Annotated in this window: 16 protein-coding genes; 14 read left to right on the top strand and 2 right to left on the bottom strand. The window is 41.2% G+C overall.

The features are described from left to right. Positions 1–143 precede the first annotated feature (143 nt). The 6 genes from leuS (at position 144) to rhaD (ending at position 8,884) form a co-directional block, all read left to right on the top strand. The gene (gene leuS / locus F601_RS0105380; RefSeq protein WP_018164645.1) at positions 144–2,645 is read left to right on the top strand and encodes a leucine--tRNA ligase; all 2,502 of its coding nucleotides are present in this window, start codon (positions 144–146) and stop codon (positions 2,643–2,645) included. A 403-nt stretch (positions 2,646–3,048) separates the two neighbouring features. Then, positions 3,049–4,083 (top strand): aldose epimerase family protein, encoded by a 1,035-nt coding sequence (locus F601_RS0105375; protein WP_018164644.1) that lies wholly within the window; start codon positions 3,049–3,051, stop codon positions 4,081–4,083. Between the two features lie 234 nt (positions 4,084–4,317). Further along, entirely contained in the window at positions 4,318–4,881 is a 564-nt protein-coding gene (locus F601_RS0105370) for a hypothetical protein (RefSeq protein WP_018164643.1), read from the top strand. Positions 4,882–5,165: 284 nt separating this feature from the next. After that, positions 5,166–6,608, top strand: coding sequence for a rhamnulokinase (gene rhaB / locus F601_RS0105365; RefSeq protein ID WP_018164642.1), 1,443 nt, complete (start codon positions 5,166–5,168; stop codon positions 6,606–6,608). A gap of 10 nt (positions 6,609–6,618) precedes the next feature. Next, a complete protein-coding gene (locus tag F601_RS0105360; RefSeq protein WP_018164641.1) occupies positions 6,619–7,884 on the top strand; it encodes an L-rhamnose isomerase in 1,266 nt (421 codons plus the stop codon). 178 nt (positions 7,885–8,062) lie between these two features. Next, entirely contained in the window at positions 8,063–8,884 is an 822-nt protein-coding gene (gene rhaD, locus F601_RS0105355) for a rhamnulose-1-phosphate aldolase (protein WP_018164640.1), read from the top strand. A 46-nt stretch (positions 8,885–8,930) separates the two neighbouring features. Here the strand turns inward: rhaD and F601_RS0105350 are convergent, their stop codons facing one another. After that, entirely contained in the window at positions 8,931–9,935 is a 1,005-nt protein-coding gene (locus F601_RS0105350; RefSeq protein WP_018164639.1) for an AraC family transcriptional regulator, read from the bottom strand. A 129-nt stretch (positions 9,936–10,064) separates the two neighbouring features. Here F601_RS0105350 and F601_RS0105345 point away from each other — a divergent pair, with 129 nt between their 5' ends. Genes F601_RS0105345 through pgmB form a run of 4 tightly spaced genes read left to right on the top strand, consistent with a single transcriptional unit; the run spans position 10,065 to position 16,402 of the window. Beyond that, positions 10,065–11,453: an MFS transporter gene (locus F601_RS0105345; RefSeq protein WP_018164638.1), complete on the top strand. Its 1,389-nt coding sequence runs from the start codon at positions 10,065–10,067 to the stop codon at positions 11,451–11,453. A gap of 60 nt (positions 11,454–11,513) precedes the next feature. After that, entirely contained in the window at positions 11,514–13,160 is a 1,647-nt protein-coding gene (locus F601_RS0105340; RefSeq protein ID WP_018164637.1) for a glycoside hydrolase family 3 protein, read from the top strand. Beyond that, on the top strand, positions 13,147–15,750 hold the full coding sequence (locus F601_RS0105335) for an alpha-L-rhamnosidase (RefSeq protein WP_018164636.1): 2,604 nt from the start codon (positions 13,147–13,149) through the stop codon (positions 15,748–15,750). The genes F601_RS0105340 and F601_RS0105335 overlap by 14 nt, the downstream gene beginning before the upstream one ends. A 1-nt stretch (position 15,751) precedes the next feature. Beyond that, complete coding sequence (gene pgmB, locus F601_RS0105330; RefSeq protein ID WP_018164635.1) at positions 15,752–16,402, top strand: beta-phosphoglucomutase; 651 nt, start codon at positions 15,752–15,754, stop codon at positions 16,400–16,402. Positions 16,403–16,541: 139 nt separating this feature from the next. Here pgmB and F601_RS0105325 read toward each other — a convergent pair whose 3' ends face one another. After that, on the bottom strand, positions 16,542–17,534 hold the full coding sequence (locus F601_RS0105325) for an AraC family transcriptional regulator (protein ID WP_018164634.1): 993 nt from the start codon (positions 17,532–17,534) through the stop codon (positions 16,542–16,544). A gap of 162 nt (positions 17,535–17,696) precedes the next feature. On the opposite strand from F601_RS0105325, the gene F601_RS0105320 reads away from it, so the two are divergent. The 4 genes from F601_RS0105320 (at position 17,697) to F601_RS0105305 (ending at position 23,959) form a co-directional block, all read left to right on the top strand. Next, entirely contained in the window at positions 17,697–18,983 is a 1,287-nt protein-coding gene (locus tag F601_RS0105320; protein WP_018164633.1) for a glycoside hydrolase family 140 protein, read from the top strand. Between the two features lie 20 nt (positions 18,984–19,003). After that, positions 19,004–20,365, top strand: coding sequence for a PTS transporter subunit EIIC (locus F601_RS12370; RefSeq protein WP_018164632.1), 1,362 nt, complete (start codon positions 19,004–19,006; stop codon positions 20,363–20,365). Between the two features lie 67 nt (positions 20,366–20,432). Further along, positions 20,433–22,952 (top strand): glycosylhydrolase-like jelly roll fold domain-containing protein, encoded by a 2,520-nt coding sequence (locus F601_RS0105310; protein ID WP_018164631.1) that lies wholly within the window; start codon positions 20,433–20,435, stop codon positions 22,950–22,952. 68 nt (positions 22,953–23,020) lie between these two features. Continuing rightward, a complete protein-coding gene (locus F601_RS0105305; RefSeq protein ID WP_018164630.1) occupies positions 23,021–23,959 on the top strand; it encodes an alpha/beta hydrolase in 939 nt (312 codons plus the stop codon). The last annotated feature ends 40 nt before the right edge of the window (positions 23,960–23,999 follow it).

Here is a 23,999-nt window from a genome sequence, read left to right as displayed (position 1 = left end):
ATAATGGTAGAGATAACTTGAGCACAGAGAAAGGAATTTAATCCGGTCAGAAAGCCTATTCTTAGGATAACTTGCTAGTCAAAATAAGATTTTAAGCAAGCTCTTAAATTTAGTAATTTCTGGTCGACCTTGGTATCTTATTTATGGCAACATACAATCACAAAGAAATCGAGCCTAAGTGGCAAAAACACTGGGCTGACAATCATACTTTTAAAACAGGAACTGATGCTTCAAAACCTAAGTTTTATGCATTGGATATGTTCCCTTACCCATCGGGAGCCGGTCTTCACGTAGGACACCCAGAAGGCTACACAGCAACTGATATTCTTAGCCGCTTCAAACGCGCTCAAGGCTACAATGTTCTCCACCCAATGGGTTGGGACGCCTTTGGTTTGCCAGCGGAGCAATATGCTATGGATACCGGTAATGACCCAGCTGAATTTACAGCTGAGAACATCGCCAACTTCAAGCGTCAGATTAACGCCCTTGGTTTCTCATATGACTGGGACCGTGAAATCAACACAACTGACCCTAACTACTACAAGTGGACCCAGTGGATCTTCACTAAGCTTTATGAAAAAGGCTTGGCCTATGAAGCTGAAGTGCCAGTTAACTGGGTAGAAGAGCTTGGAACAGCCATCGCCAATGAAGAGGTGCTTCCTGATGGAACTTCTGAACGTGGGGGCTATCCCGTTGTCCGCAAACCAATGCGCCAATGGATGCTTAAAATCACTGCTTACGCAGAGCGCCTCTTGGAAGACTTGGAAGAAGTCGACTGGCCAGAGTCTATCAAGGACATGCAACGCAACTGGATTGGCAAATCAACTGGTGCTAACGTAACCTTCAAAATCAAGGACACGGATAAGGACTTCACCGTCTTCACAACTCGCCCTGACACGCTTTTTGGTGCAACTTACGCTGTTCTGGCGCCTGAGCATGCCCTTGTGGACGAGATTGCATCCGCTGACCAAGCGGAAGCAGTTGCAGAATACAAACGTCAAGCCAGCCTAAAATCTGACCTTGCCCGTACTGACCTTGCCAAAGAAAAAACAGGTGTCTGGACTGGTGCCTATGCCATCAACCCTGTCAACGGCAAGGAAATCCCAATCTGGATTGCCGACTACGTCCTAGCTAGCTACGGAACAGGTGCCATCATGGCCGTGCCTGCCCATGACGAGCGCGACTGGGAATTTGCCAAAGAATTCAACCTAGAAATCATTCCAGTTCTTGAAGGTGGCAATGTGGCAGAAGCTGCTTACACTGAAGACGGACTTCACATCAACTCAGGCTTCCTAGACGGCTTGGACAAGGGTGACGCTATTGCCAAAATGGTAGACTGGTTGGAAGCAGAAGGTGTCGGAAATGAAAAAGTAACCTATCGCCTGCGTGACTGGCTCTTCAGCCGTCAACGTTACTGGGGTGAGCCAATCCCAATCATCCATTGGGAAGATGGCACATCAACAGCTGTTCCAGAAAGCGAATTGCCACTTGTCCTTCCAGTAACCAAGGATATCCGCCCTTCAGGTACAGGTGAGTCACCACTGGCTAACTTGACAGACTGGTTGGAAGTGGTCCGTGAAGATGGCGTTAAAGGTCGTCGTGAGACCAACACCATGCCACAATGGGCTGGTTCAAGCTGGTACTACCTCCGCTACATCGACCCACACAATACTGAAAAATTGGCTGATGAAGACCTTCTTAAACAATGGTTGCCAGTTGATATCTATGTAGGTGGTGCTGAACACGCTGTGCTTCACTTGCTTTACGCACGTTTCTGGCACAAAGTTCTCTATGATTTGGGAGTTGTTCCAACCAAAGAACCATTCCAAAAACTCTTTAACCAAGGGATGATTCTAGGTACAAGCTACCGTGACCACCGTGGTGCTCTTGTGGCAACTGATAAGGTTGAAAAACGTGACGGTTCCTTCTTCCACATGGAAACAGGTGAAGAGCTCGAACAAGCGCCAGCTAAGATGTCTAAATCCCTCAAAAACGTTGTCAACCCAGACGATGTTGTGGAACAATTCGGTGCCGACACTCTTCGTGTTTACGAAATGTTTATGGGACCACTCGACGCTTCAATCGCCTGGTCAGAAGAAGGCCTTGAAGGCTCACGTAAGTTCCTTGACCGCGTTTACCGTCTCATTTCAACTAAGGAAATCGTTGCTGAAAATAGCGGAGCTTTGGACAAGGTTTACAATGAAACCGTTAAATCAGTGACTGAGCAAATCGAGTCAATGAAATTCAATACGGCTATCGCTCAGCTCATGGTCTTCGTCAACGCAGCCAACAAGGAAGACAAACTCTTTGCTGACTATGCTAAAGGCTTTGTTCAATTGATTGCCCCATTCGCACCACACTTGGGTGAAGAACTCTGGCAAGTCCTTACAGCTTCTGGCCAGTCAATCTCACACGTGGCATGGCCAACATGGGATGAAGCAAAACTGGTTGAAGCCGAAGTCGAAATCGTGGTTCAAATCAAAGGTAAAGTCCGCGCTAAACTCATGGTAGCCAAAGACTCAAGCCGTGAAGAACTTGAAGCCATTGCTCTTGCCAACGACAAAGTCAAAGCCGAAATCGAAGGCAAAGAGATTGTGAAGGTGATAGCGGTACCTAACAAGCTCGTCAATATTGTAGTTAAGTAAGACTCGCTTGTTAGCTTCATTTCCCACCTCCAACAGTTCCCCAAACTGTTTGAGCCAACTAAATTGGTTAATATCGATATTAAGTAAACCAATTTATTTGCTTATTTCCAACCTGAAAACCTCCCCCAGAGCTTTTCAGCTGTTCCTAATAAACTTGTCAACATTGTTGTAAAATAAGTTTCCAAGTTTATTAGCTCCATTTCCTAGCTTAATGGGTATTCTAAGTTTTAAGATCTAACCAACAAACTTATATTTTCTAAAGTCTGTCCTCATGTAGGGCAGGCTTTATTTTTTAGAAAAATGAGTTGAATGCTAATGTTAGTAAAATTTTTAAGTAAACGTTTACAAACTTTGTTTCTTGGAGTAAAATATAGGGGTATATATCTTCGAAAGGAATATTAATATGGAAATTAAAACGCAACTTGTAGAAGAGATAGATGGAAAACCTGTTACAAAAATCACTCTTGTCAATGATCAGGGTGTCTCGGCAAGTGTATTGACCTTGGGAGCTACTTGGCAAGAATTTTTAGTTCCCACATCAAGTGGTGAGCCTAAAAATCTAATTTTAGGATTTGATAAGCCAAGTGATTATTTTACAAACTCACTTTGTGCTGGTCAAAGTATTGGTCGTGTTGCAGGGCGAATTGATGCAGGACGCTTTCGCTTAAATGGTCACGATTACCAAGTGCCACAAAATGAAAAGGGAAATTGTTTACACGGGGGACCTCAAGGATTTCATAAGCAAAACTGGGATTATCGACTTGAAGAAACTTCGGATGCTGTCAGTGTTATTTTGACTTATAGCGCCAAAGGAGAAGTTGATGGTTTTCCTGGAGATATGAAGATTGAAGCCAAGTTTACTCTAGATAATGCTAACCGCTTTGCAATTACTTATACAGGAAAAGATACAAGTCAGTCAACCTTGTTTAATCCAACCAATCACGTTTATTTTAATCTAGGAGAAAGACAAGATTTGACACATCATAGCTTTCATTTGTTGAGTCACCAGTATTTGGAAACGCGTGATGATTTGGTGCCAACTGGAAAATTCCTTGATGTAGCAGGGACTGCCTATGATTTCAGAAAAGGACAAAATTTGGGAGCTGCAATTGCTCAGATTGGTGGTTTTGACGATGCCTTTGTTGTTGAGCCATCATTGGTTGAGCCTGTTGGACTTTTTAAAGATGAAGAAAGTGGAGACCAACTTAAACTTTATTCAGATCGTAATGCTTGGGTTGTTTATACTATGGGAGGACTACCAGGAGGTATTTATCCAGCGCGTGATAAAGGCCAAGAAGCTAAGGAGTTTGAAGCTGTCGCATTAGAAGCACAATTCTTGCCAGATGCCATTAACCACGATGATTTTGGCGACATTACACTCGAACCAAATACGACAAAAACTTATCATATTGCTTTTGAATATAGCAGAGCAGAATAGCTATCCTATTTCTAAGAATGAAAAGTAAACAGACTTAATATCTCGTTTTAAAAAGCAAGATGTTAAGTCTTTTTAGTTGATTTTTGAAGTCATGAATAATTACTAATAGTAAAGTGAAAAAAGATTAGAGAGACTATGTTTATTCTCGTGAATGTTTACTATCCAAAACTCAAAAGAGAATATGATATAATGATGGCGAATAATAGAAAACGCTAACATAATGAGGTGATTTAGATGAAGACTTATAAAAAATTAATTATATTTCTTGTGCTTGTTTCCATTATTGGCGGAGTCATCTTATCATTCTATTTTGGTATTTTAGGGTCTTATCGCTTACTTGATAGCAGAAGGTTATATGATAAAAAGAATGAGATTATTTATGAATTTACTACTGCTAAAGATAGATTTGCTTTTCAGTGGTTGGGAGGTTATGAGGCTCAGGCTTACAAAACTGAGCGAACCTCAAATAAAACTCTATCAAAACATAGTGACTACCTCATTGATACAGTAGAAGCCAGTGATGAAGAAGGAACAATGTTCTTGAATATGAAGGGGAAACTAAGAGTTGATGGATTTCCTGTAAATTTACAGAAAGATCCAGCATATGAAAGCAGAGCTTCTTATCCAGTACCAGTCGGAGAAAAAGGAAACATTATCTGTACCCTTGTGATAGAAGAAGAGACATTTGATGTCCAAAAGAAAGATGCTAAGGGGACTTGGCAAAAACTAACAACTTATACTACAAAAACAAAACTAAAGGACTATATTGAACCAGTTTATTGGTCAACTGAAGAATAATTGGAAGTAGAACAGAAATTAGTAATTTGGGAAATAGATTTTCCAACAAGTCTTATTTTTTCTTGTTGACTTCAAGAGATCTCTTTCCAGACCGTTTTACTACCAATCAACCACTGCGTCTTGGGTCTATGACTTAAAAAATGAGGATTGGGACTTTTCCCAGCCTCTTTTTGTTATAACCTGTAAAATTGATACTCTTGTCATTAGTCTATGATATTGTTTATGTGGGATAAATATAGTTAAATAATGATGTAAACGATAACAAAGATAAAGGTGGTAAGGATATGACTTATCATGTAGCAATTGACATCGGTGCATCAAGTGGTCGTGTCATCTTAGCTGATACTAGCAATGGCCTGACATTAACTGAATTACACCGTTTTAAAAATGGTTTTTCTAAAATAGACGGTCATGACCGTTGGAATGTCACACAGCTGACTGAGGAAATTTTAAAAGGACTTGAAAAGGTTAAGGCAGCGGGTATTGATAACTGTACCATTGGTATTGATACCTGGGCAGTTGACTATGTCCTCTTAGATGAGGAGGGTAAGTTGCTGGCTGAGCCAGTTGCTTACCGCGATGCTAGAACTCAAGGGGTCATGGATCAGGTTTTTGCTAAAATTCCTAAAGAGGAAGTATATAGTAAAACAGGTATTCAATTTTTGAATTTTAACACTCTCTACCAACTCTACGCTGAAGATAGAGACTTGCTTGAAAAAACCAAGGACATTCTTCTCATTCCAGACTATCTTGCCTATCGTTTGACTGGTAAAAAGGTTGGTGAGGTAACCAATGTCTCAACCACTCAGTATCTTAACATTCATAGCCGTGCCTATGACAAGGACTTGCTGGATGTGGCAGGTATATCAGGGGATAAACTGCCTGAGCTGATTGAAACGGGTCAAGTCATCGGTCAAATCTTACCTGAACTTTATGACAGCTACGACTTGCCTCAAGCTCAAGTCATAGCAGTAGCGACTCATGATACAGGTTCTGCGGTCGTTGGTGTTCCTGCCACGACTGACAACTGGGCTTATCTCTCAAGTGGCACTTGGTCTCTGATTGGGGTAGAAAATGACAAGCCTATGGCCACTGAAGCAGCCTTTGCGGAGAACTACACTAATGAGTGGGGAGCTTACAAAACCTACCGCTTCCTCAAAAACATTACAGGTATGTGGGCCGTACAAGAAATTGCTCGTATGCTGGATTATCAGTATTCTTTTGCGGAAATGGCAGAGCAGGCCTATCAGGTTGAACCATTCTTACAATACATCAACCTCAACGATGACCGCTTCACCAATCCTGACAATATGATTGAAGAGATCCAGGCAGCTTGCCGTGAAAGCAATCAAATCGTTCCTGAGACCGTGGGTGAGCTGGTCATGTGTGTCTATTCTAACCTAGCACTAGCTTACGCTCATGAATGGAAGGTTTTGGAGCGCTTGACAGGTCGTGAGCTGGAAGTACTCCATATTGTCGGAGGCGGCAGCAATGTTAAATTGCTTAACCAATTGACGGCGGACGTTATCGGCAAACCAGTTGTTGCTGGTCCGGGCGAAGCGACAGCTCTGGGCAATATTATGGTGCAGATGCTGACATCTGGTGAGTTGAAAGATTTGAAAGAAGCTCGCCATTGGCTTAGCCAAAACCAAGAATTAAGTCGCTATGAGCCACAGCCTATTGCAGATAGGGATCATTTAAAACAATATCAAAAAACAGTATTTTAGGAGAAAAAACATGAGAAATGCAGAAACTGTACAAAAAGCTTATGAAATTGCTAAAGAGCAATACGCAGGTATCGGGGTAGATGTTGATAAGGCTATTGAGGCCTTGGACAAGGTGAGAATTTCAATGCACTGCTGGCAGGGTGATGACATCAATGGGTCTCTTTTCCCAGATCAAGAGTTGTCAGGGACTATCTCTGTAACAGGTAACTATCCTGGTAAGGCTCGTAATGCTGATGAGCTTCGTGCAGACTTGGATAAGGCCTTGAGTCTGATTCCTGGTACCCACAAGGTTAATCTTCATGCTATTTATGGGGAATCTGATGAGCCAATTGATCTTGATCAAATTGAGCCAAAACACTTTGCCAAATGGGTTGAGTGGGCTAAGGAACGTGGTCTAGGTTTGGACTTCAATGGGACTTTCTTCTCACATCCAAAAGCTGAGTCAGGCTTCACACTTTCATCAGCTGACCCTGAAGTTCAGGAGTTTTGGATTGAACATCTTCGTCGTGTGCGTGAGATTTCTAACTACTTTGGTCAAGAAACTGGCATTGTTTCTTGTAACAATATTTGGATTCCAGATGGTTACAAAGACAATCCAATTGACCGTGTGTCACCACGTAAACGTTTGATGGAAGCTTTGGACAAGGCGCGTGAAGTGGACTATCCTGCTGAAAATACCTTGGATGCTGTTGAAGGGAAACTTTTTGGTACAGGTGTGGAAGCCTACACTGTTGGGACTCATGAATTTTATCTTTCTTATGCCATGAGTCGTGGCATCCTTTGGACAATTGACTCAGGTCACTTCCATCCGACTGAAGATCCTGGTGATAAATTTGCAGCAGTAGCTCCTTTCAATCAAGGTCTATACCTCCATGTTTCTCGTCCAATGCGCTGGGATTCTGACCACGTTGTTATTGCGGATGATATGCTCCGTAACATTACCAATGCCTTGGTTTACAATGACTTGATTAAGACAACTCATATTGGTCTTGACTTCTTTGATGCAACCATCAACCGTGTAGCGGCTTATGTTGTCGGAACTCGCAATACTCAAAAAGCCTTGCTTCAATCCTTCTTGACACCGCTTGAAGACCTTAAAGCAGCTGAAGCTGAAGGTGATTTGACAGCTCGTTTGGCTCTTGTTGAAGAGTATAAATCTTTCCCATTTGGTGCGGTTTGGGATTACTATTGCTTGACTAAGGGTGTGCCAGTCGGAGAAGATTGGTTGGCTGAAGTTCGTCAATATGAAAAAGATGTTTTGAGCAAACGTGCATAATTGTAAAAATTAAGAGTAACATTCATTAGAATAAGCAGGCTAATGCAGTCAAAGCTCTGCTATTTTCAAAAAAGAAAGGAATTGAACCCGACCGGAAGGCTCGGAAAATAGATGCAAGTATCTTGGTTGCGTTTCCTATTTTTCAGTCACCTTCTGGTCGGCCTTGGTATCTGATATTATGGCAAAATTTATTGATTCTCCTTATGTAACTAATATGCGTGAAGTGACGCGTGAATCTTATCTTCGTTATTGGGATGAGCGTAACGGTGGTAATGTTTCTTACCGTCTTCTAGCAGAGGAAGTTGAAGTCTACGAGGATGTGACTGAGGTCTCAGCTACTTATGAACTTGGTTTTGATGCCTCAGCTCTAGCTGGCTACTACTACCTTGTAACGGGTACTGGTCGTTACTTCCGTAATGTTTATGCTCGTCCAACACTTGATCTTGGATTGGTTAAGATTTCTGCAGATGGTCAAAGCTATGATGTTGTTTGGGGCTTTGAAGATGGTGGTAAACCAACTTCTGAGTTTCCAAGTCACCTTATGAGCCACATTGGACGCCTCAAGGTTAACCCTAATCAGCGCGTGGTCTTCCATTGCCACCCAACTAACTTGATAGCTATGAGCTTTACACAGCCTCTAGAAGAACGTCATCTGTCTCGTATCCTTTGGAAAATGCAGGCTGAATCTATTGTTGTCTTCCCAGAAGGTATCGGTGTGATTCCTTACATGACACCAGGGACTAATGAAATTGGTGTTGCAACCTCTGAGAAAATGTCTGAGTTCCAAGCGGTGCTTTGGCCACACCACGGTCTCTTCGCTTCAGGTGTAACCCTTGATGAAACTTATGGTCTTGTTGAAGTTATCGAAAAAGCAGCCATGATCTTCTCACAAGTAGGAGCTCAAGGTGGTGTTATCAAACAAGAAATCACAGACCAAGAACTCCAAGAAATCGCAGAATTCTTTGGCATGACCCCTCATGAAGGATTCTTGGATTTGTAAGAAAAAATTGAATAGAGTGTGAAACCCAAGCTGAGTGGCTTGGGTTTTAGTGTTGATTCTTTCTGTATTCAGATGGCGTACATTGGTAATGCTTTTTAAATTGTCTGAAGAAATAACTGCTGGAGTTGAAGCCTGATTCAAAAGAGACTTCTTCCAAGGATAAATTAGTGTTAGAGAGTAAGTCGCAGGCAATAAGGAGTCTCTTTTCTAGAAGAATTTCCTGAAAGTTTTTTCCCGTGCTTCGCTTTAACTTGTTACTAAGGTAATTGCTGTTATAGCCAAATTCTTTAGCTAATTTTTCAAGTTTTAAATCTTGGTAATGTTGGTCTATATAATTGAGGATTTTAGCATAATTAAAATGGTTCGTACTATTTAAACGATAAGTTTCTTGGCTATAAATTCGCATTAATTCCATAAGGATTAGCTCTAGATAGTGTGACAGAAATTCATTTCCTTGAGCTTTGTAAGACCAGTATTCGCAAAGCATGAGCTGAATCTGATTATGGATAAGGGAGCTTTCTTTGGCCTCAAAGATAATGAATTGATTGTGCTTGGCTTCTTGGTTGAAGGCATCTGCTAGGAAGTTTGCTAGTAGATTAGTTGTGTTTTGAAGCTTTAGTAGAAAAAGTGAAGAAAAGGTCTCCTCATTAATCAAGATATTAATCAAGATGTCTTCTTCTCCGAGAGCTTCAATAGAATGGGGGACGTCACGATCAAGAACGCAGAAGCTTCCTTGATGGAGTTTAATTTTTTTACCATTAATGTTCTGAGTGCACTGTCCAGAATAGACATAGGTCATTTCAATAAAATCATGAATGTGTTCAATCATAGGAGCAAAGCGGTTATGACGGCTGATGTATATATTATTTCCCTGAGTGAAGAAAACAGATTTTGGGAAACGCACGATATTAAGGACGGGATCTATATATGAATAATCCTTTTTTGAGCTATCTAAGATAGGAATATCATTTTGAGAGATTCCCGTTTCTCTTTGTTTTTTTTCAAAAATATTAATATGGTGGAGGTAGGTTTCAAGTTCACTTAGATTCATAAAATTCCTCAATAATCTGTAGATAGTTCATTATAACCTATCTTTAATGCATTGTAAACGATTACTTCAAAGTGTAAAATAATCTTATAAAAGCGCTTTAAAACATAACTTTGAAAGGAATGCACAAGCATGACTAAAAATACTTCAACAACTAAAGTTCCTTTAGGTGAAAAAGTTACCTTTGGTTTTGGTAATCTTGCAGCCAATCTCATGATTACCACAGCTAATGGTTTCATTACCTATTTCTACACAGATGTCGTTGGTTTAACTATGGGTGTCGTTGGATCTATCCTTCTATTTGCCCGTGTCTTTGATGGCGTATCAGATCTCTTTATGGGAGCGGTTGTTGACAGAACAGCGACAGCGACAGGTAAGGCTCGCCCTTGGATTAAGCGCATGGTTATTCCTTACGCCTTGGCCCTTGTTTTACTTTTCACCTCACCATCCTTCTTGCCTGAAGGGATGAAAGCTATCTATGCCTTTATCACCTATGTTATAGCACTTGCTGGTGTCTACACAATGACCATGGTACCCTATAACACCCTGATGGGGACAACCAGCTCTGATTCAAAAGAGCGTGGTTACCTTTCAACTTCTCGTACCCTATTTGGTTTTGGTGGTGCCTTCTTAGTTAATGGGGCTGTGCTTAAAATCGTAGAAAGTTTTGGCCAAGTTACAGCAGCTTCTTCATGGACCAAAATGGCTGCCACCTTTGCCCTTGTATCCGTTGTTCTTCTGACTGTTCTTTATAAAAATTCAAATGAACGTGTTCTTGAAACTAGTGAAGCTCTTGGAGCAGATCAAGCCCATAAAGTTTCAACTAAAGATAATATCAAAGCTCTATTCCAAAATAAATACTGGGTTATTCTTATTTTGACCATGCTTATCAGCTTTATTGTGTCAGGTCTCGGTGGTATTAACATCTACTATGCTCAGTATATCTTGGGAGATGTGTCAAAAGTCGCAATTATTGGGATGCTTTCTTTTGCTCCAATTATTGCTGGAAGTCTAATTGTTCCCTTTATCATGGCTAAACTTTCAAAACGTGCAGTAATGATTTTAGGAAATATTGTCATGCTTATTGGAACAGGTATCATTGCTCTTTTCCCAACTAACTTTTCAATGGTGATTGTGGGCTTAGTAATCCGCGGATTGGGAATTGCACCAGGTGCAGTAGCAGGATTTGCTATGCTAGGTGACGTTGCAGACTACGGTGAGTGGAAAACTGGTATTCGTTCAGATGGATTGATTTTCTCAGCAGCAACCTTTGGTGAAAAGGTTGGTTCAGGTATTGGTGGTTTGATTCTTGGTGTTGTCATGTCAATTGGTGGTTATGTAGCTGGTGCAGCTACTCAGTCAGTAGCAACCATCTTTGCTATCAAAGCAGTCTTTGCCTACATTCCAATTATTTTATCAGTTTTATCAATTGTATTGATGCTATTCTATGATTTAGACAAAAACTTGCCACAAATTGTTAAAGAAATTCAAGCCCGTCATCATGGTGATGACCAAGATTAATGTTAACAAGGGAGTTGGGTCGTGGACACACTCCCTTGTGATTTTTACAAAGGAGACGAAATGAATTTAAAGGGAAATCCATTTTATTTAGATGATGAAGCAATCGCTTGGGTTGCAGACACACGTGATAGTTTAACGACAGATGAAAAAATTGGGCAGCTTTTTTTGCCAATTGGTTATTCTACAGAAACTGCTTATCTTGATCACCTTGCCTCAGTCAACATTGGTGGCCTCTTTTTCCGACCTGGGGAAGCCAAGGAGGTTCAGGAGACTTACAGCTATATCCAAAAGAAAAGCAAAGTTCCACTTTTGACAACGGCAAACTTAGAAGATGGCGGCAATGGTGCTGCTTTTGAAGCGACAGCCTATGGTCGTCAAATGGCGGTCGCTGCTACAGGTGATGCCAAGGATGCCTATACATTGGGTAAAATCGCTGCGCGTGATGGAAAAGCGGTTGGTGTCAATTGGGGGTTCTCACCCGTTGTTGATTTAGATTTTGATTTTAGAAATCCCATTACAAATGTACGTACTTATGGCAGCAACGTTGAACACGTTATTGCTAATGCTAAAGAATACATTCGTGCCTTTCATGAGAATAATCTTATGACTTCTATCAAGCATTTTCCTGGGGATGGTGTTGATGAGCGAGACCAGCACTTATTAACGTCTGTGAATACATTATCCGTAGAGGCATGGAAGAAGACTTTTGGAAAAGTCTACCAGGAGTTAATTGGCTTTGGCTCTAAAGCTGTTATGATTGGTCATATTGCATTTCCTGCTTATTCAGGAGACAATATGCCAGCAACACTTAGTTCCAAACTTTTGAATAATCTTCTTCGTGAGGATTTGGGTTTCAATGGTTTGACCATAACAGATGCTAGCCCCATGGTTGGCTTCTGCTCTGCTATGAAACGCAGTCAAGCAGTACCTTATACCATCCAAGCAGGATGTGATATGCTGCTCTTCAATCGTGTCTTTGAAGAAGATGTTCAATTTATGAAAGATGGTCTCAAAAATGGTATCCTAACACATGAAAGACTGGATGAGGCAGTTACTAGAATCTTAGCGGCTAAAGCTTCCCTTGGCTTGCATAAGACTGTAGATCATGGTACAGCAAGTTTTGAAGATTACACTGCCGAGCAAGAAGATTTAGCAGACCGCTCTGTGACCCTTGTCAAAGATGAGCAAGCACTTTTACCGTTATCAGCTGATAAGCAAAAACACCTTTTAGTTCAAATTCTTGGAAGTTTTGAATCTAATGCACGTGTGTCTAAGAAGGTAAAGGCGGAGCTAGAGAACCGTGGATTTGATGTTAGTCTCTACGAGCCAGAAACTAATTTCTGGGATTTAGATACAGTAGGTGACTTTTCTAGCAAATATGATGCGGTTCTCTATGTTGCCAATGTTGAAAATGCTAGCAATCAAACCGTCGCTCGTATTAATTGGCATACACTTTTTGGCTTGGGAAATAATTTACCTTGGTTTGTCAAAGAAATTCCTACAGCTCTGATTAGTTTTGGCAATCCTTATCATATTTTTGATTTACCCATGGTTGATACTGTTGTCAATGCCTACTGTAACTATGATCACTTTATCGAGGCGGCCATTGCTAAATTAACAGGTGACAGTGATTTTAAAGGGATTAGTCCTGTGAATCCCTTTTGTGAAAATGATATTTTGGAGGAACTCCAGCATGAAGATAAGTAATTTAAAGGTTAATGGTATCAATGAACCGCTTGGTTACCAGTTTGACTATTTAACATTTTCTTGGGATTTAGAGGCTGCAACTGTGCCAGACACTCTTTCATTCTCGGTTGATGTTTCAGAGGATGCAGACTTCCAAAACATTCTTTGGCAAGGTGAAACTGATAGCAGTTTTAATAATTTGTCAACTGAAGCTGAATTTTTAAAACCTCGCAGCAGATATTTTTGGCGTGTATCAGCTGGGAATAGCAGTGCTAGAAGTTGGTTTGAAACGGCAAAAATGGACGAAGAGTGGCAAGCAGACTGGATTTCATATGAGGAAGAGAGTCTAGCTAGTGTTAGCTTTTCAAAAGTATTACATTTTTCAAAAGCTATTAAAAGTGCCCGACTTTATACGCTTGCTTTAGGTCTTTACGAGTTAGAAATTAATGGAGAAAAAGTCGGTCATGAATACCTAACGCCAGGATATCACAGTTATGATTTAATGAAACAATATCAGACCTATGATGTGGCTGATTATTTAGAGGCAGATACAGACTTAACCTTTTTGGTTGGTGATGGTTGGTATCGCGGACGTTTTGTTTTTGAAGGTGGTTTTGAAAATATTTATGGAGATAAGCAAAAACTTATTGCCGAACTCCATATAGCTTATGAAGATGGTAGCGACGATGTCATTGTAACTGATGGCACTTGGTTGACAAGAAGCAATCATACCCAAGAAAATGCTATCTATGATGGTGAGACTATAGACTACGCCGCTAAAATTCAAAAGTTGACAACAGTAGTTGAAGAGGCGGGAAAAGAACTATTAACAGCACGACTTGATTTGCCAGTGGAGGTTGCTGAAACCTTGAAAGCACGTGCCTTCTTTGATTCCAAGGGAGATTTGATTCTTGATTTTGGTCAAGAAATCACAGGTTGGATTAGTGGGCCTCTACCTGCTGATAAATCCAATGTTAGTTTCCAATTTGCTGAAGTCTTACAAGATGGCGCTTTTTATATCGATAATCTTCGGACTGCAAAGCAGGAATTTATCATCCGAAATAATAAGGAAGAGCGTCAGATTCGACCTCACTTTACTTTCTTTGGCTTCCGTTATGTCAAGGTTACAGGCTTGTCTGAGGAAGAAGCTCTGAAATTTACAGCTCAAGCCCTTCAAAGTAAGATGGATGGGACCTTTACCTTCAATTCCTCACATGCGAAACTCAATCAGTTATTGAGTAATATCCGTTGGAGTCAGAGGGATAATTTCCTTAGTATTCCAACTGACTGCCCACAGCGCGACGAACGTATGGGCTGGACTGGGGACATCACAGTCTTCGCTAATACTGCCTCCTATAATATGGAAACCAGAGCTTTTTTGGGACATTTTATGAAGAACCTTCGACTCGAGCAAAAAGAATTGAAGGGTGCTGTTCCTTTCTTTGCGCCTTATCCTAAGATTGCTCCACAAGAAGGCTTAAATCCATTTTTAGCTTCAGCAGGAGCTGCAGTCTGGGGAGATGCTGGTACGGTTCTTCCTTACACCCTTTACAAACACTTCCGTGACAAAGGGCTTCTTGCTCAGCATATTGATGCCATGACAGACTGGGTGGATTATATTTATGAACAAGACCAGGCGCGTGGTGGAAGGAGACTTTGGGACTTTGGCTGGCAATTAGGCGACTGGTTAGCCCTGGATTCAGGTATTGCTGGTTCTGTTTTTGGAGCTACAGATTCCTCTCTTATTGCAAGTGTTTATTATTATATTTCTGCTACTTATACTGCTCAAGCTTTGGCTGTTTTGGGTGATAGCAGAGCTAGTTTCTATCATGAATTATCTAATCAGGTTAAGCAAGCTATTTTGGAGACCTATTTCATAGAAGACGAGCTTAACCTAACTCCTGTCACGCTTCAATCTGAGGTTGAACTCATGCGTCAGCAGATGGCTCAATCTTACGGAGGTGTTCAAATTCCAACAGCTATCGATACCCAAACAGGACTGGCACTTTTGCTCCGCTATGGCCTTTATCCAAGCCAAAGAGCCCAAGAAGCTCTAAGCCAAAAATTGCAAGAAAAAATGGCAGAGCACGATGGCTTTCTAACAACAGGTTTTGCAGGAACGCCAGCTTTGCCACATGCCCTTTTGGAAAATGGCTTGAGGACTGAAGCTTTTGAACTCCTCTTTAAAGAAGCAGCTCCAAGCTGGCTATTTGAAGTAAACATGGGAGCAACCACTACTTGGGAACGTTGGGATTCTATCTTGCCTGACGGAAGCATTAGTGGAACAGGTATGAATAGTCTAAATCATTATGCATATGGCTCTGTACAAGATTTTGTTGTTGAAAAAATCTTAGGTATTAACTTACCAGAAGTGGATGATGTAACTGATACCTATAAGATTCAACCTCATTATACTAAGCAGCTGGACTGGATAAAAGGTGGTTTGAAAACTCCTAATGGGAACCTGAATGTTAGCTGGAAAATTGAAGGTGATATTGTGACTGTAACCATTGACTTACCTGTTCGCACAAAAGCACACTTCGTCTTGTCAGACGGTAGTATTCGTGATTTAGAAGCTGGTCAGTCACAGATCCAAGATAAGGTGGTTTGAGATGAAGGGAATCTTATTTGATTTAGATGGTGTTATTGCTGATACTGCTGTCTATCACTTTAGTGCATGGAGACAGCTCATTAAAAAGCATTTCAATTGTGACTTACCAGATGAATTGGAAGTGAAAACCAAAGGGGTTAGTCGCGAGGATTCCTTAACAGCTATTTTAAGCTACCTCAAGATAGATATTTCTGAGGAAGAATTTGAAGCTTTAGCTATTGAAAAAAACCAACTTTACCTTCAATCTTTAACTACAATGACAGAAACAGATATCCTACCTGGGATTAAATCTTTAATTGATGACTGTAAGTCAAAAGGCCTTAAACTAGCCTTGGCATCAGCCAGTAAGAATGGTCCAATTATTCTGGATAAATTAGGCCTAGCTCATGTTTTTGATGCCATTGTAGACCCCTCAGAAGTGAGAAAAGGAAAGCCTGCCCCAGATATTTTCCTAGCAGCAGCTCGACAATTAGACTTGCTTCCATCAGAATGTGTTGGTCTAGAAGACTCAGTTGCAGGTATAACTGCTATCAACACAGCAGGAATAGTATCAATCGGAGTAGGCGGACCTGAACTAAATCATGCTAAGGCACGCTTTGAGACAACTAAAGATGTGACTTTGGAGAAGATTGAAAAAGTTTTTAAAAGATAGGAAAAGAGGGTATAAAATATCCCAAGTACACAAAAGGTATAGGATTACGTCATCTAAACGTTGATTCTATACCTTTTTTAAATATTCATTTTTCGAAAGTCAAACTAAGACTCAATTTTCTTCGCAGCCTCGTCTGCACTCATCTTGTTTTTCGATATTGGGCTGGCGTCAGGCCATAGGCTGCTTTAAAAAGTTTGTAGTAGTGATTTAGATTGGAAAAGCCAACTTCCAATGAGACGTCTCTTATGGATTCTTTACTATGAAGAAGGAGAGGTAAACTTGCTTCTAAACGCTTGTCTTGTAATAATTGCATGAAGGTTTGACCAGTGTAGTCTTTGACTAGACTACTAAAATAGCTGGAGTTGTAACCGAAATGCTGAGCGCATTTTTCAAGGTTGGTTTGACTATAGTGAGAGTTGATATAGGAAAGGATTTCTAGGGTTAGTTGTTGCTTATGGGAGTCTTCGCTGGTGCCATTGACCTCTACGGAAAAAGATCGAATTAATTCCAATAAGATGAGTTGTAGGAGATGGTTCTTGTAGTCAGAATCTAGTAGTTTGGGATCATAGACTTCACAAAGTAGTTGCTGAAAGAGTAGTTTTAGATTTTGGGAATTTTGACTTCTAAATAGTAGGTGTTGGTTATGGTTTTGGCTTTTTGAAATGGCCTGAGAGAGGAAATTACTTAGGGCAGATTGATTTTGAAGGTGGTTAAGGAAGTGCTCCTTGAAGAAGGATTGTTCAATGTTAATACTGATGATAATGTCGTTGTAATCAGCACTTTCAACTTGATGGGAAACTTCTGTATCAATAAGAATGAGATCACCTTCCAGGAGGTCAACTTTTTTACCGTTGATGTATTGGGTGCTTTCGCCGTGGTAGACATAATTTAATTCAATAACATCAGTGATATGGGCTGGGACTGGAGCAAAACGGCTTTGTTTTCGAATATAGTAACTGGTGCCATTGTTTTCCTGATCAATCATATGCTTTAAAGAAAATTGGAAGAGTCGACTATCTTTAGGAGATGTGGTCAAGGCTGTCGCCCTGTAATCTATATAGTCATGATGGAGATAGCGTTCTTCACTGTCGGTTAGGCGATAAAGTTCTAGGTCTAGTTCTTCAAAGTTCATAGAGTCTCCTAAAAAAGTGATATTCCTTATATCAAGAATTGATATTTCTATTATAGCATGAAAGCGCTATAATGATATCGAAATAAGAAATAATCTTGGATAAAGAAAAACAAAAAAATGATATTTGATTTAAACTAAGAAGTAATCTTGGAAAGGAGTAGCATGTTTCAAATAGCAAAGAATCAGCGTCACTTTGAAAAAGATGGAAAAGCTGCATTTTACCTAGCGGACACCTGTTGGTCAGCTTTTACCAATATCGATGACAAAGATTGGGATTATTATCTAGATTACCGCAAATCGCAGGGCTTTAATGTTTTACAAGTCAACATGTTGCAGCAATGGGATGCTAGTCAGACAGAACTTGATATGAAGCCTTTTGAAGTCCATGCAGATGGAAGCTTTAATTTTGGCAGCTACAATGACACCTATTTTAAACGGGCTGAGTACATGTTTGAAAGAGCCTACAGTAAGGGCATGACCATTGCCCTAGTTCTACTATGGGCTAATTATGTTCCAGACACCTGGGCCAGCCAGATTCCCATTAAGCAATTAGGAATTTTTCCAAAAGATAAAGTGAAATCTTATGTCGATAAGGTCATGAATCTTTTTGACAAGTATAATCCTATCTATGTCATTAGCGGAGATACAGATTTTCAAACGGATGAGGTCATTGAGGACTACTATAATACTGCCCTTGACAGTGTTAAGAACAATAATCCTCATGCGGTGACGACCTTCCATATTCGTGGTCGTGAGGCCGATTTGCCTAAGGCTATAAAAGAAAATCCTAATTTAGATTTCTATATGTTCCAATCGGGACATAATAGCGAGTTCAAGGAGATGAGCTATCAGTTAGCGGAAAGCTTCTACCAAATGGAACCCAAGCGTCCCTTGCTCAACTCTGAACCTTGTTATGAAATGATGGGCTACAGTCGCCGTGTCTACGGTCGTTTTTCTAGGGAAGATGTCCGCAAGGCGGCATGGCAGAGCGTCTTATCGGGAGCCACTAGTGGCTTAACCTACGGAGCTCACGGCATTTGGTCTTGGCACAATAGTCAATTAGACTTTGATTCCAGTGTTGGCGAGGCCTTTGAAAGTCCCTATGATTGGCATGATGCTCTGCATTTTAAAGGAGCATGGGATTATGCCTTTATCAAGGATTTCATTGAGAGTCAAAACTTATTTGACTTGCAGCCAGCTCAAGAGCTTTTGCAAAATGAGACATCAGAAATTCGTCTTGCTCAAAATGACAGACTTATCCTGGTCTACATTCCATCAAACATCACCCTTAAATTATCAGGTGACTTGACGGATGCTCAGATGACTTATCTGGATCTTGAGTCCAAGGATAGGATGGTTGCGACAGCTCATTACGCTGCTGAAAAGAATCAAACTCAAGTGAACATGCATCGTTTTACCAAAGATGCTCTGCTTATTATTCAAAAATAAAAACTTAAAGGAGAAGATCCATGGCTTACGAACAATTAGTTACAGATATTCTTGCTGCTGTAGGTGGTAAGGATAATATTACACGGGCAACTCACTGCGCAACCCGTCTTCGTCTGGTTTTAAAAGACGAGAAAGCGGTCGACAAAGAGAAGGTTGATAGTTTGGAAAAGGTTGCTGGTTCGGTCTTTTCAGGGGGACAGTATCAAATTATCATTGGAATGAGTGTACCTGATGTACACAAAGAATTTTTGACAGTAATGGGAGCTCCTGAAGTTGATGAGGAAGTGGTAGAGGAAAAAGAAACCAACCTTTTCAATCGCTTCTTTAAAGCCATCGTTGGTATCATGTCACCTACCTTTGGTGTAATGGCTGCTGCCGGTATTATCAAGGCTTTTGTTTCCTTGGCTTTATCAGCTGGTCTCTTAGCAGAAACTGATGGTGCTTATCAAGTGTGGTATGCTATTTCAGAAGCTTTCTTCTATTACCTTCCAATTTGGGTTGGTTTTAATGCCAGCAAGGTATTTGGAGGAAACCAATTCATTGGTGCGGCTCTAGGTGCAGCCCTCATTTATCCAGATATTGTTGCGCTACAGTCAGCTGGAGAAGCCATCAGTTTCTTTGGTATTCCGATTGTCCTAGTTAACTATACGCAATCACTCTTCCCAGCCATGCTTGCAGCTTGGGTTGCAGCCAAAATTGAGAAATTCTTTATGAAACACATCCATGAAACCATTAACTGGATGCTGACACCAGCCTTGACCTTCTTAATTACAGCACCTTTGGCATTTCTTGCTATTGGTCCTGTCATGACTTGGTTGTCAAATGCATTGGCGACAGTTGTTATGGCTATTTATGGTATCAGCCCAATTCTCTTTGGTATCATCGGTGGTGCTTTCTGGCAATTGGTGGTTATCTTTGGTCTTCACTATGCCTTTGTACCAATCTTGATTAACAATACTTTTAACTTGGGACAAGATCCACTTAACGCTGTATTTAGTGTAACCGTAACAGCACTTGCAGGGGCAGCGATTGGATTTGCCTTGAAAACAAAAAATCCTAAAAATAAATCACTTGGTTACTCGGTTGGGGTAACAGGTCTAGTTGGTATTACAGAACCAATTATTTACTCAGTTGCTCTTCCATACCGCAGACAGTTTATCTATGCCATGATTTCTGGTGGTATTGCTGGTGCTATTCAAGGATTTAACCATGCGGTAGCTTATGCCTTTGGTGGCGGTGGTCTCTTTGCCTTCCCTCTCTTTATTGGACCTGACGGCAATATGAAGAGCTTCTATTCATTCTTAATTGCTTCAATTATCGCTTTCTTCGGACCAATTATTCTCAACTTAGTATTTGGTACAGGTGAAGAGTCTAAGAAATAATGTCACTTAATCCTGCTCAGAAAGAAAATGCTTTGGGCAGGATTTTCTAGTTTAGTATGAGGTGTTTATGAAAAGTTCTAATCATTTATTCCCATTCTTCTGGCAACATGGAGAAGAAGAGGAAATTTTAGTAGAATACGTTGAAAAAATCTATCAGTCCGGAATGAAGGCTGTTTGTGTTGAGTCTCGTCCCCACCCTGATTTTGTAGGGGATAAATGGTGGACAGACCTAGGTATTATTATCCGTGAGTGTCAAAAGCGGGATATGAAGATATGGGTCCTTGATGACTCTCATTTTCCAACTGGCTTTGCTAATGGAAAAGTGAAAGAGGACTATCCTCAATACCTTAAACAATATCTAACCATGCGTCGTTTTGACGTGGTAGGTCCAATGGCTGGCGCTCGTATTGATGCCGCTCAGCTTAAAGGTCGTCCATGGGAGCCTGGACAAACTGAAATGATTGATGTCATTGGTGTTTACATGGTTAAACGCCATCTGGATTACAAGACATCTGGCGACCCAATTGATATGACTAGTCTGGTTGATATTTCAGACGCCTTCAAAGACGACACCATCTATTTGGATATTCCTGCTGGACATTGGTCTGTCTTTGTCGTCTTTTCAACTCATGAAGGTGGTGAAGCTAGTACCAAGGATTACTTGAATCCACTTGTTGCTGAAGCGACGCAGGTTTTGGTTGATGAAGTTTATGAGAAGCATTTGGCCCATGTTGGAGAACACTTTGGTTCAACCATTACAGCATTTTTCTCAGATGAGCCTCGTTTTGGTAATGCTTCTGGGTCAGAAGCACCAATTGGCAAGCCTGATATGGTCCTTCCTTGGCGACCTGGTCTTGAAAAGGATTTAGCTTTTGACAAGTCACTCCTTCCTTTGCTTTGGGTTCCTTCTGCTGATGAATCCGAGCGTGAGGTTCGTTATGCCTATATGGACTTGATTACTAAGGAATACAATAAGAATTTTGTAAAAGTTCTAGCTGACTGGTGTCAGGCTCACGGCCTTGATTATTTGGGGCACAATATTGAGGATAATGGAGCCCATGCTCGCTTAGGATATGGTGCTGGACATTTCTTCCGTGGTCAAGAAGCCCAGCATTTTTCAGGAATTGACGTTATCGGCGGTCAAGTCGTTCCAGGTATGAATTACCACCACGATTCCTTCCAATCAGTGGGCAGTGATGGTCAGTTTTACCACTATGCCCTTGCCAAATTGGGTGCTTCAGAGGCGGACCTCTACCCTCATAAAAAAGGCCGTGCCATGTGTGAAGCCTACGGGGCTTATGGATGGAATGAGGGTCTAAAAACCATGAAATGGATTACAGACCACCTGATTGTCCGCGGTATCAATTATATCGTTCCCCATGCCTTTAGTCCAAAAGACTACCCAGATTGGGATTGCCCACCGCATTTTTATGCCCGTGGCAACAATCCTCAGTTTAGATACATGAATCAATTGACGGATTACATGAACCGCCTCATGACCCTCTTTAGCGATGGCCACCACAAGGCTCCTGTGGCACTCTTTTACCCTGCTGAGTTTGAGTGGGCTGGCGCCTACATGCCGGTCGAAGTTCCTGCTCGGGTTTTGACCCAGGCACAAATTGATTTTGATATTGTTAGTGCCGATCTTTTGGAAAAAGCGGAGCTTTCTTCAGATAAATTGACCATTAATCAGCATGACTTTAAAGCTTTGGTGGTCCCTTATGCAGAGTACATTCCAGAAAAAGTGATGGGAATCCTTAACAAGCTTATGGCAGCTGGAATTCAAGTTGTCTTCCTTGACGCCCTTCCTAAAAACAAGGCAGAGCTTCATAGCCAGGCGGAAGTGGTGGCCCTGGAAGAACTCAGTCAAAAAATGGCAGTTCATGTAGAATTGCAATTAGATCAAGAATTCCCTGAATTAGTTTATTACCACTATCAAAAAGATGGCAAAGATTATTGGATGTTCTTCAATGAAAGCTTGTCAGAGACTGTCAATACTAAGGTCAACTTTGCAAGTAACCAGGGCAGAGCTATTGCCTATGATGCCTATAAGGATTGCTTTAAAGTAGTCAATGATAATCAACTTGTCTTAGAACCCTACCAAACCATCGTCTGGGTCTTTGGTGAAGAAAACGAACTTGACGAGGAGGTTCAAGCAAGTCATGAGCTACTATTAAGCGCAAACTGGCAAGTTGATTTGGCAGATGCGCAAAGCTATCCAAACTTTGAGCCTGTAACGACCATGTCAGCTCTCAAACCAATTAATCTCCTTGATGGTTATGATCGCAAGAGTGGAACAGTTGCTTATTCTGCGACAGTTAACCTTGACAAGGCCAGTGATATCATTGGATTGGATTTAGGCCACGCCTATGAAATTGCTCAAGTCTTTGTCAATGGACAGTCAGCTGGGATTCAGATTGCCCCACCTTACCGCTTTGATGTTGCAGGTCTTTTCCATGATGGTGAGAATGAGCTTCGCATTGAGGTGACAAATACCCTTGGAACAGTTTTCCGTGGAGGACTTAACCAGTATTTGCTGGTTGAGCCATTTGGATTGACTGAAGAAATTACATTACTTAGCAAATAAGCTAATAGGAAGAGGGATTAGGGCTACATGACCTGATCCTTGCTTTCTTTACTGATGAAAGTGAGACAATGATGATTATTGAAAAAATATCGTTAGATGAGACCAAGCCGGAATTGACATTAACCACTTATCTTTTAGAAGATTCTCAGGAACTCCTCAATGGCAAGAATAGGCCAGCGGTTATCATTTGCCCGGGAGGTGCTTACCTCTACTGTTCGGATAGGGAGGCTGAGGCAGTCGCCTTGCGCTTTGCTGCTATGGGCTATCATGCCTTTGTGCTGCGTTATCAAGTCTTGTCGGATGGTAGGGGAGAAGGCAGAGCTAGGGACTTTGATTTTTCACAGCTGAGCCAGATTTCTCTAGAAGATAGGGAGGAGGACATCTTTCCTGCTCAAATGAGAAATATTGCGCAGGCTTTTACCATTATCCACCAAAGGGCAGAAGAATGGCTTGTGGATACCGATAAATTAATCCTCTGTGGATTTTCAGCTGGTGGGAACAGCGTCACCAATTATGCAGTACATTGGAATAAACCTGTTTTAACACAGGACTTTGATGTGGCAGTTTTGAAGCCAGCAGCGGTCATAGCTGGTTACCCTATTACTGATTATCTCTCTCATCAAGCGTATGTTGATCAACAAGAGGACTGGATGAAGGGGCTCTTTAAGCTTTCGAATTTAGCCTTTTTTGGGGCTGAGAAACCAAGTGACCAGCAACTACTAGCGGCAAGTGCCAGTCGTCTGATTGATGAGGCAACTCCTCCCATGTTTATCTGGGCAACAGCAGGTGACCAATTGGTTCATGTTAGTCAATCTACAAGGTTAGCTACAGCCCTGGCCGAGAAAGGAATTCCTTTTGAACTCCATATCTTTGAAGAGGGTGAACATGGCCTTGCTCTTGGTACTCAGGCAACAGCTTCAAAGAGCTCTCACCTCAACTCAGACGTTAGCAAGTGGATAGACTTGGCAGAAGCCTGGTTGGAGAAGCGCTTTAGCTTAGATATTTAGAAATGTAGCAATGGACTGTTTTCCGTTGCTTTTTCTTATT

The sequence above is a fragment of the Streptococcus henryi DSM 19005 genome, assembly GCF_000376985.1.
GTDB lineage: Bacteria > Bacillota > Bacilli > Lactobacillales > Streptococcaceae > Streptococcus > Streptococcus henryi.
Note: the sequence above shows the minus strand (reverse complement) of the source record. Positions and strands in the feature narration are given on the sequence as shown.

Excerpts from the sequence above, each read along its gene's own strand:
- F601_RS12370 (WP_018164632.1), top strand. The coding sequence starts at position 19,004 with ATGGCTTACGAACAATTAGTTACAGATATTCTTGCTGCTGTAGGTGGT.
- F601_RS0105375 (WP_018164644.1), top strand. The coding sequence starts at position 3,049 with ATGGAAATTAAAACGCAACTTGTAGAAGAGATAGATGGAAAACCTGTT.
- F601_RS0105360 (WP_018164641.1), top strand. The coding sequence starts at position 6,619 with ATGAGAAATGCAGAAACTGTACAAAAAGCTTATGAAATTGCTAAAGAG.
- F601_RS0105350 (WP_018164639.1), bottom strand. The coding sequence starts at position 9,935 with ATGAATCTAAGTGAACTTGAAACCTACCTCCACCATATTAATATTTTT.
- F601_RS0105320 (WP_018164633.1), top strand. The coding sequence starts at position 17,697 with ATGTTTCAAATAGCAAAGAATCAGCGTCACTTTGAAAAAGATGGAAAA.
- leuS (WP_018164645.1), top strand. The coding sequence starts at position 144 with ATGGCAACATACAATCACAAAGAAATCGAGCCTAAGTGGCAAAAACAC.
- F601_RS0105370 (WP_018164643.1), top strand. The coding sequence starts at position 4,318 with ATGAAGACTTATAAAAAATTAATTATATTTCTTGTGCTTGTTTCCATT.
- F601_RS0105335 (WP_018164636.1), top strand. The coding sequence starts at position 13,147 with ATGAAGATAAGTAATTTAAAGGTTAATGGTATCAATGAACCGCTTGGT.
- F601_RS0105325 (WP_018164634.1), bottom strand. The coding sequence starts at position 17,534 with ATGAACTTTGAAGAACTAGACCTAGAACTTTATCGCCTAACCGACAGT.
- F601_RS0105305 (WP_018164630.1), top strand. The coding sequence starts at position 23,021 with ATGATGATTATTGAAAAAATATCGTTAGATGAGACCAAGCCGGAATTG.
- pgmB (WP_018164635.1), top strand. The coding sequence starts at position 15,752 with ATGAAGGGAATCTTATTTGATTTAGATGGTGTTATTGCTGATACTGCT.
- F601_RS0105310 (WP_018164631.1), top strand. The coding sequence starts at position 20,433 with ATGAAAAGTTCTAATCATTTATTCCCATTCTTCTGGCAACATGGAGAA.
- F601_RS0105340 (WP_018164637.1), top strand. The coding sequence starts at position 11,514 with ATGAATTTAAAGGGAAATCCATTTTATTTAGATGATGAAGCAATCGCT.
- F601_RS0105345 (WP_018164638.1), top strand. The coding sequence starts at position 10,065 with ATGACTAAAAATACTTCAACAACTAAAGTTCCTTTAGGTGAAAAAGTT.
- rhaD (WP_018164640.1), top strand. The coding sequence starts at position 8,063 with ATGGCAAAATTTATTGATTCTCCTTATGTAACTAATATGCGTGAAGTG.
- rhaB (WP_018164642.1), top strand. The coding sequence starts at position 5,166 with ATGACTTATCATGTAGCAATTGACATCGGTGCATCAAGTGGTCGTGTC.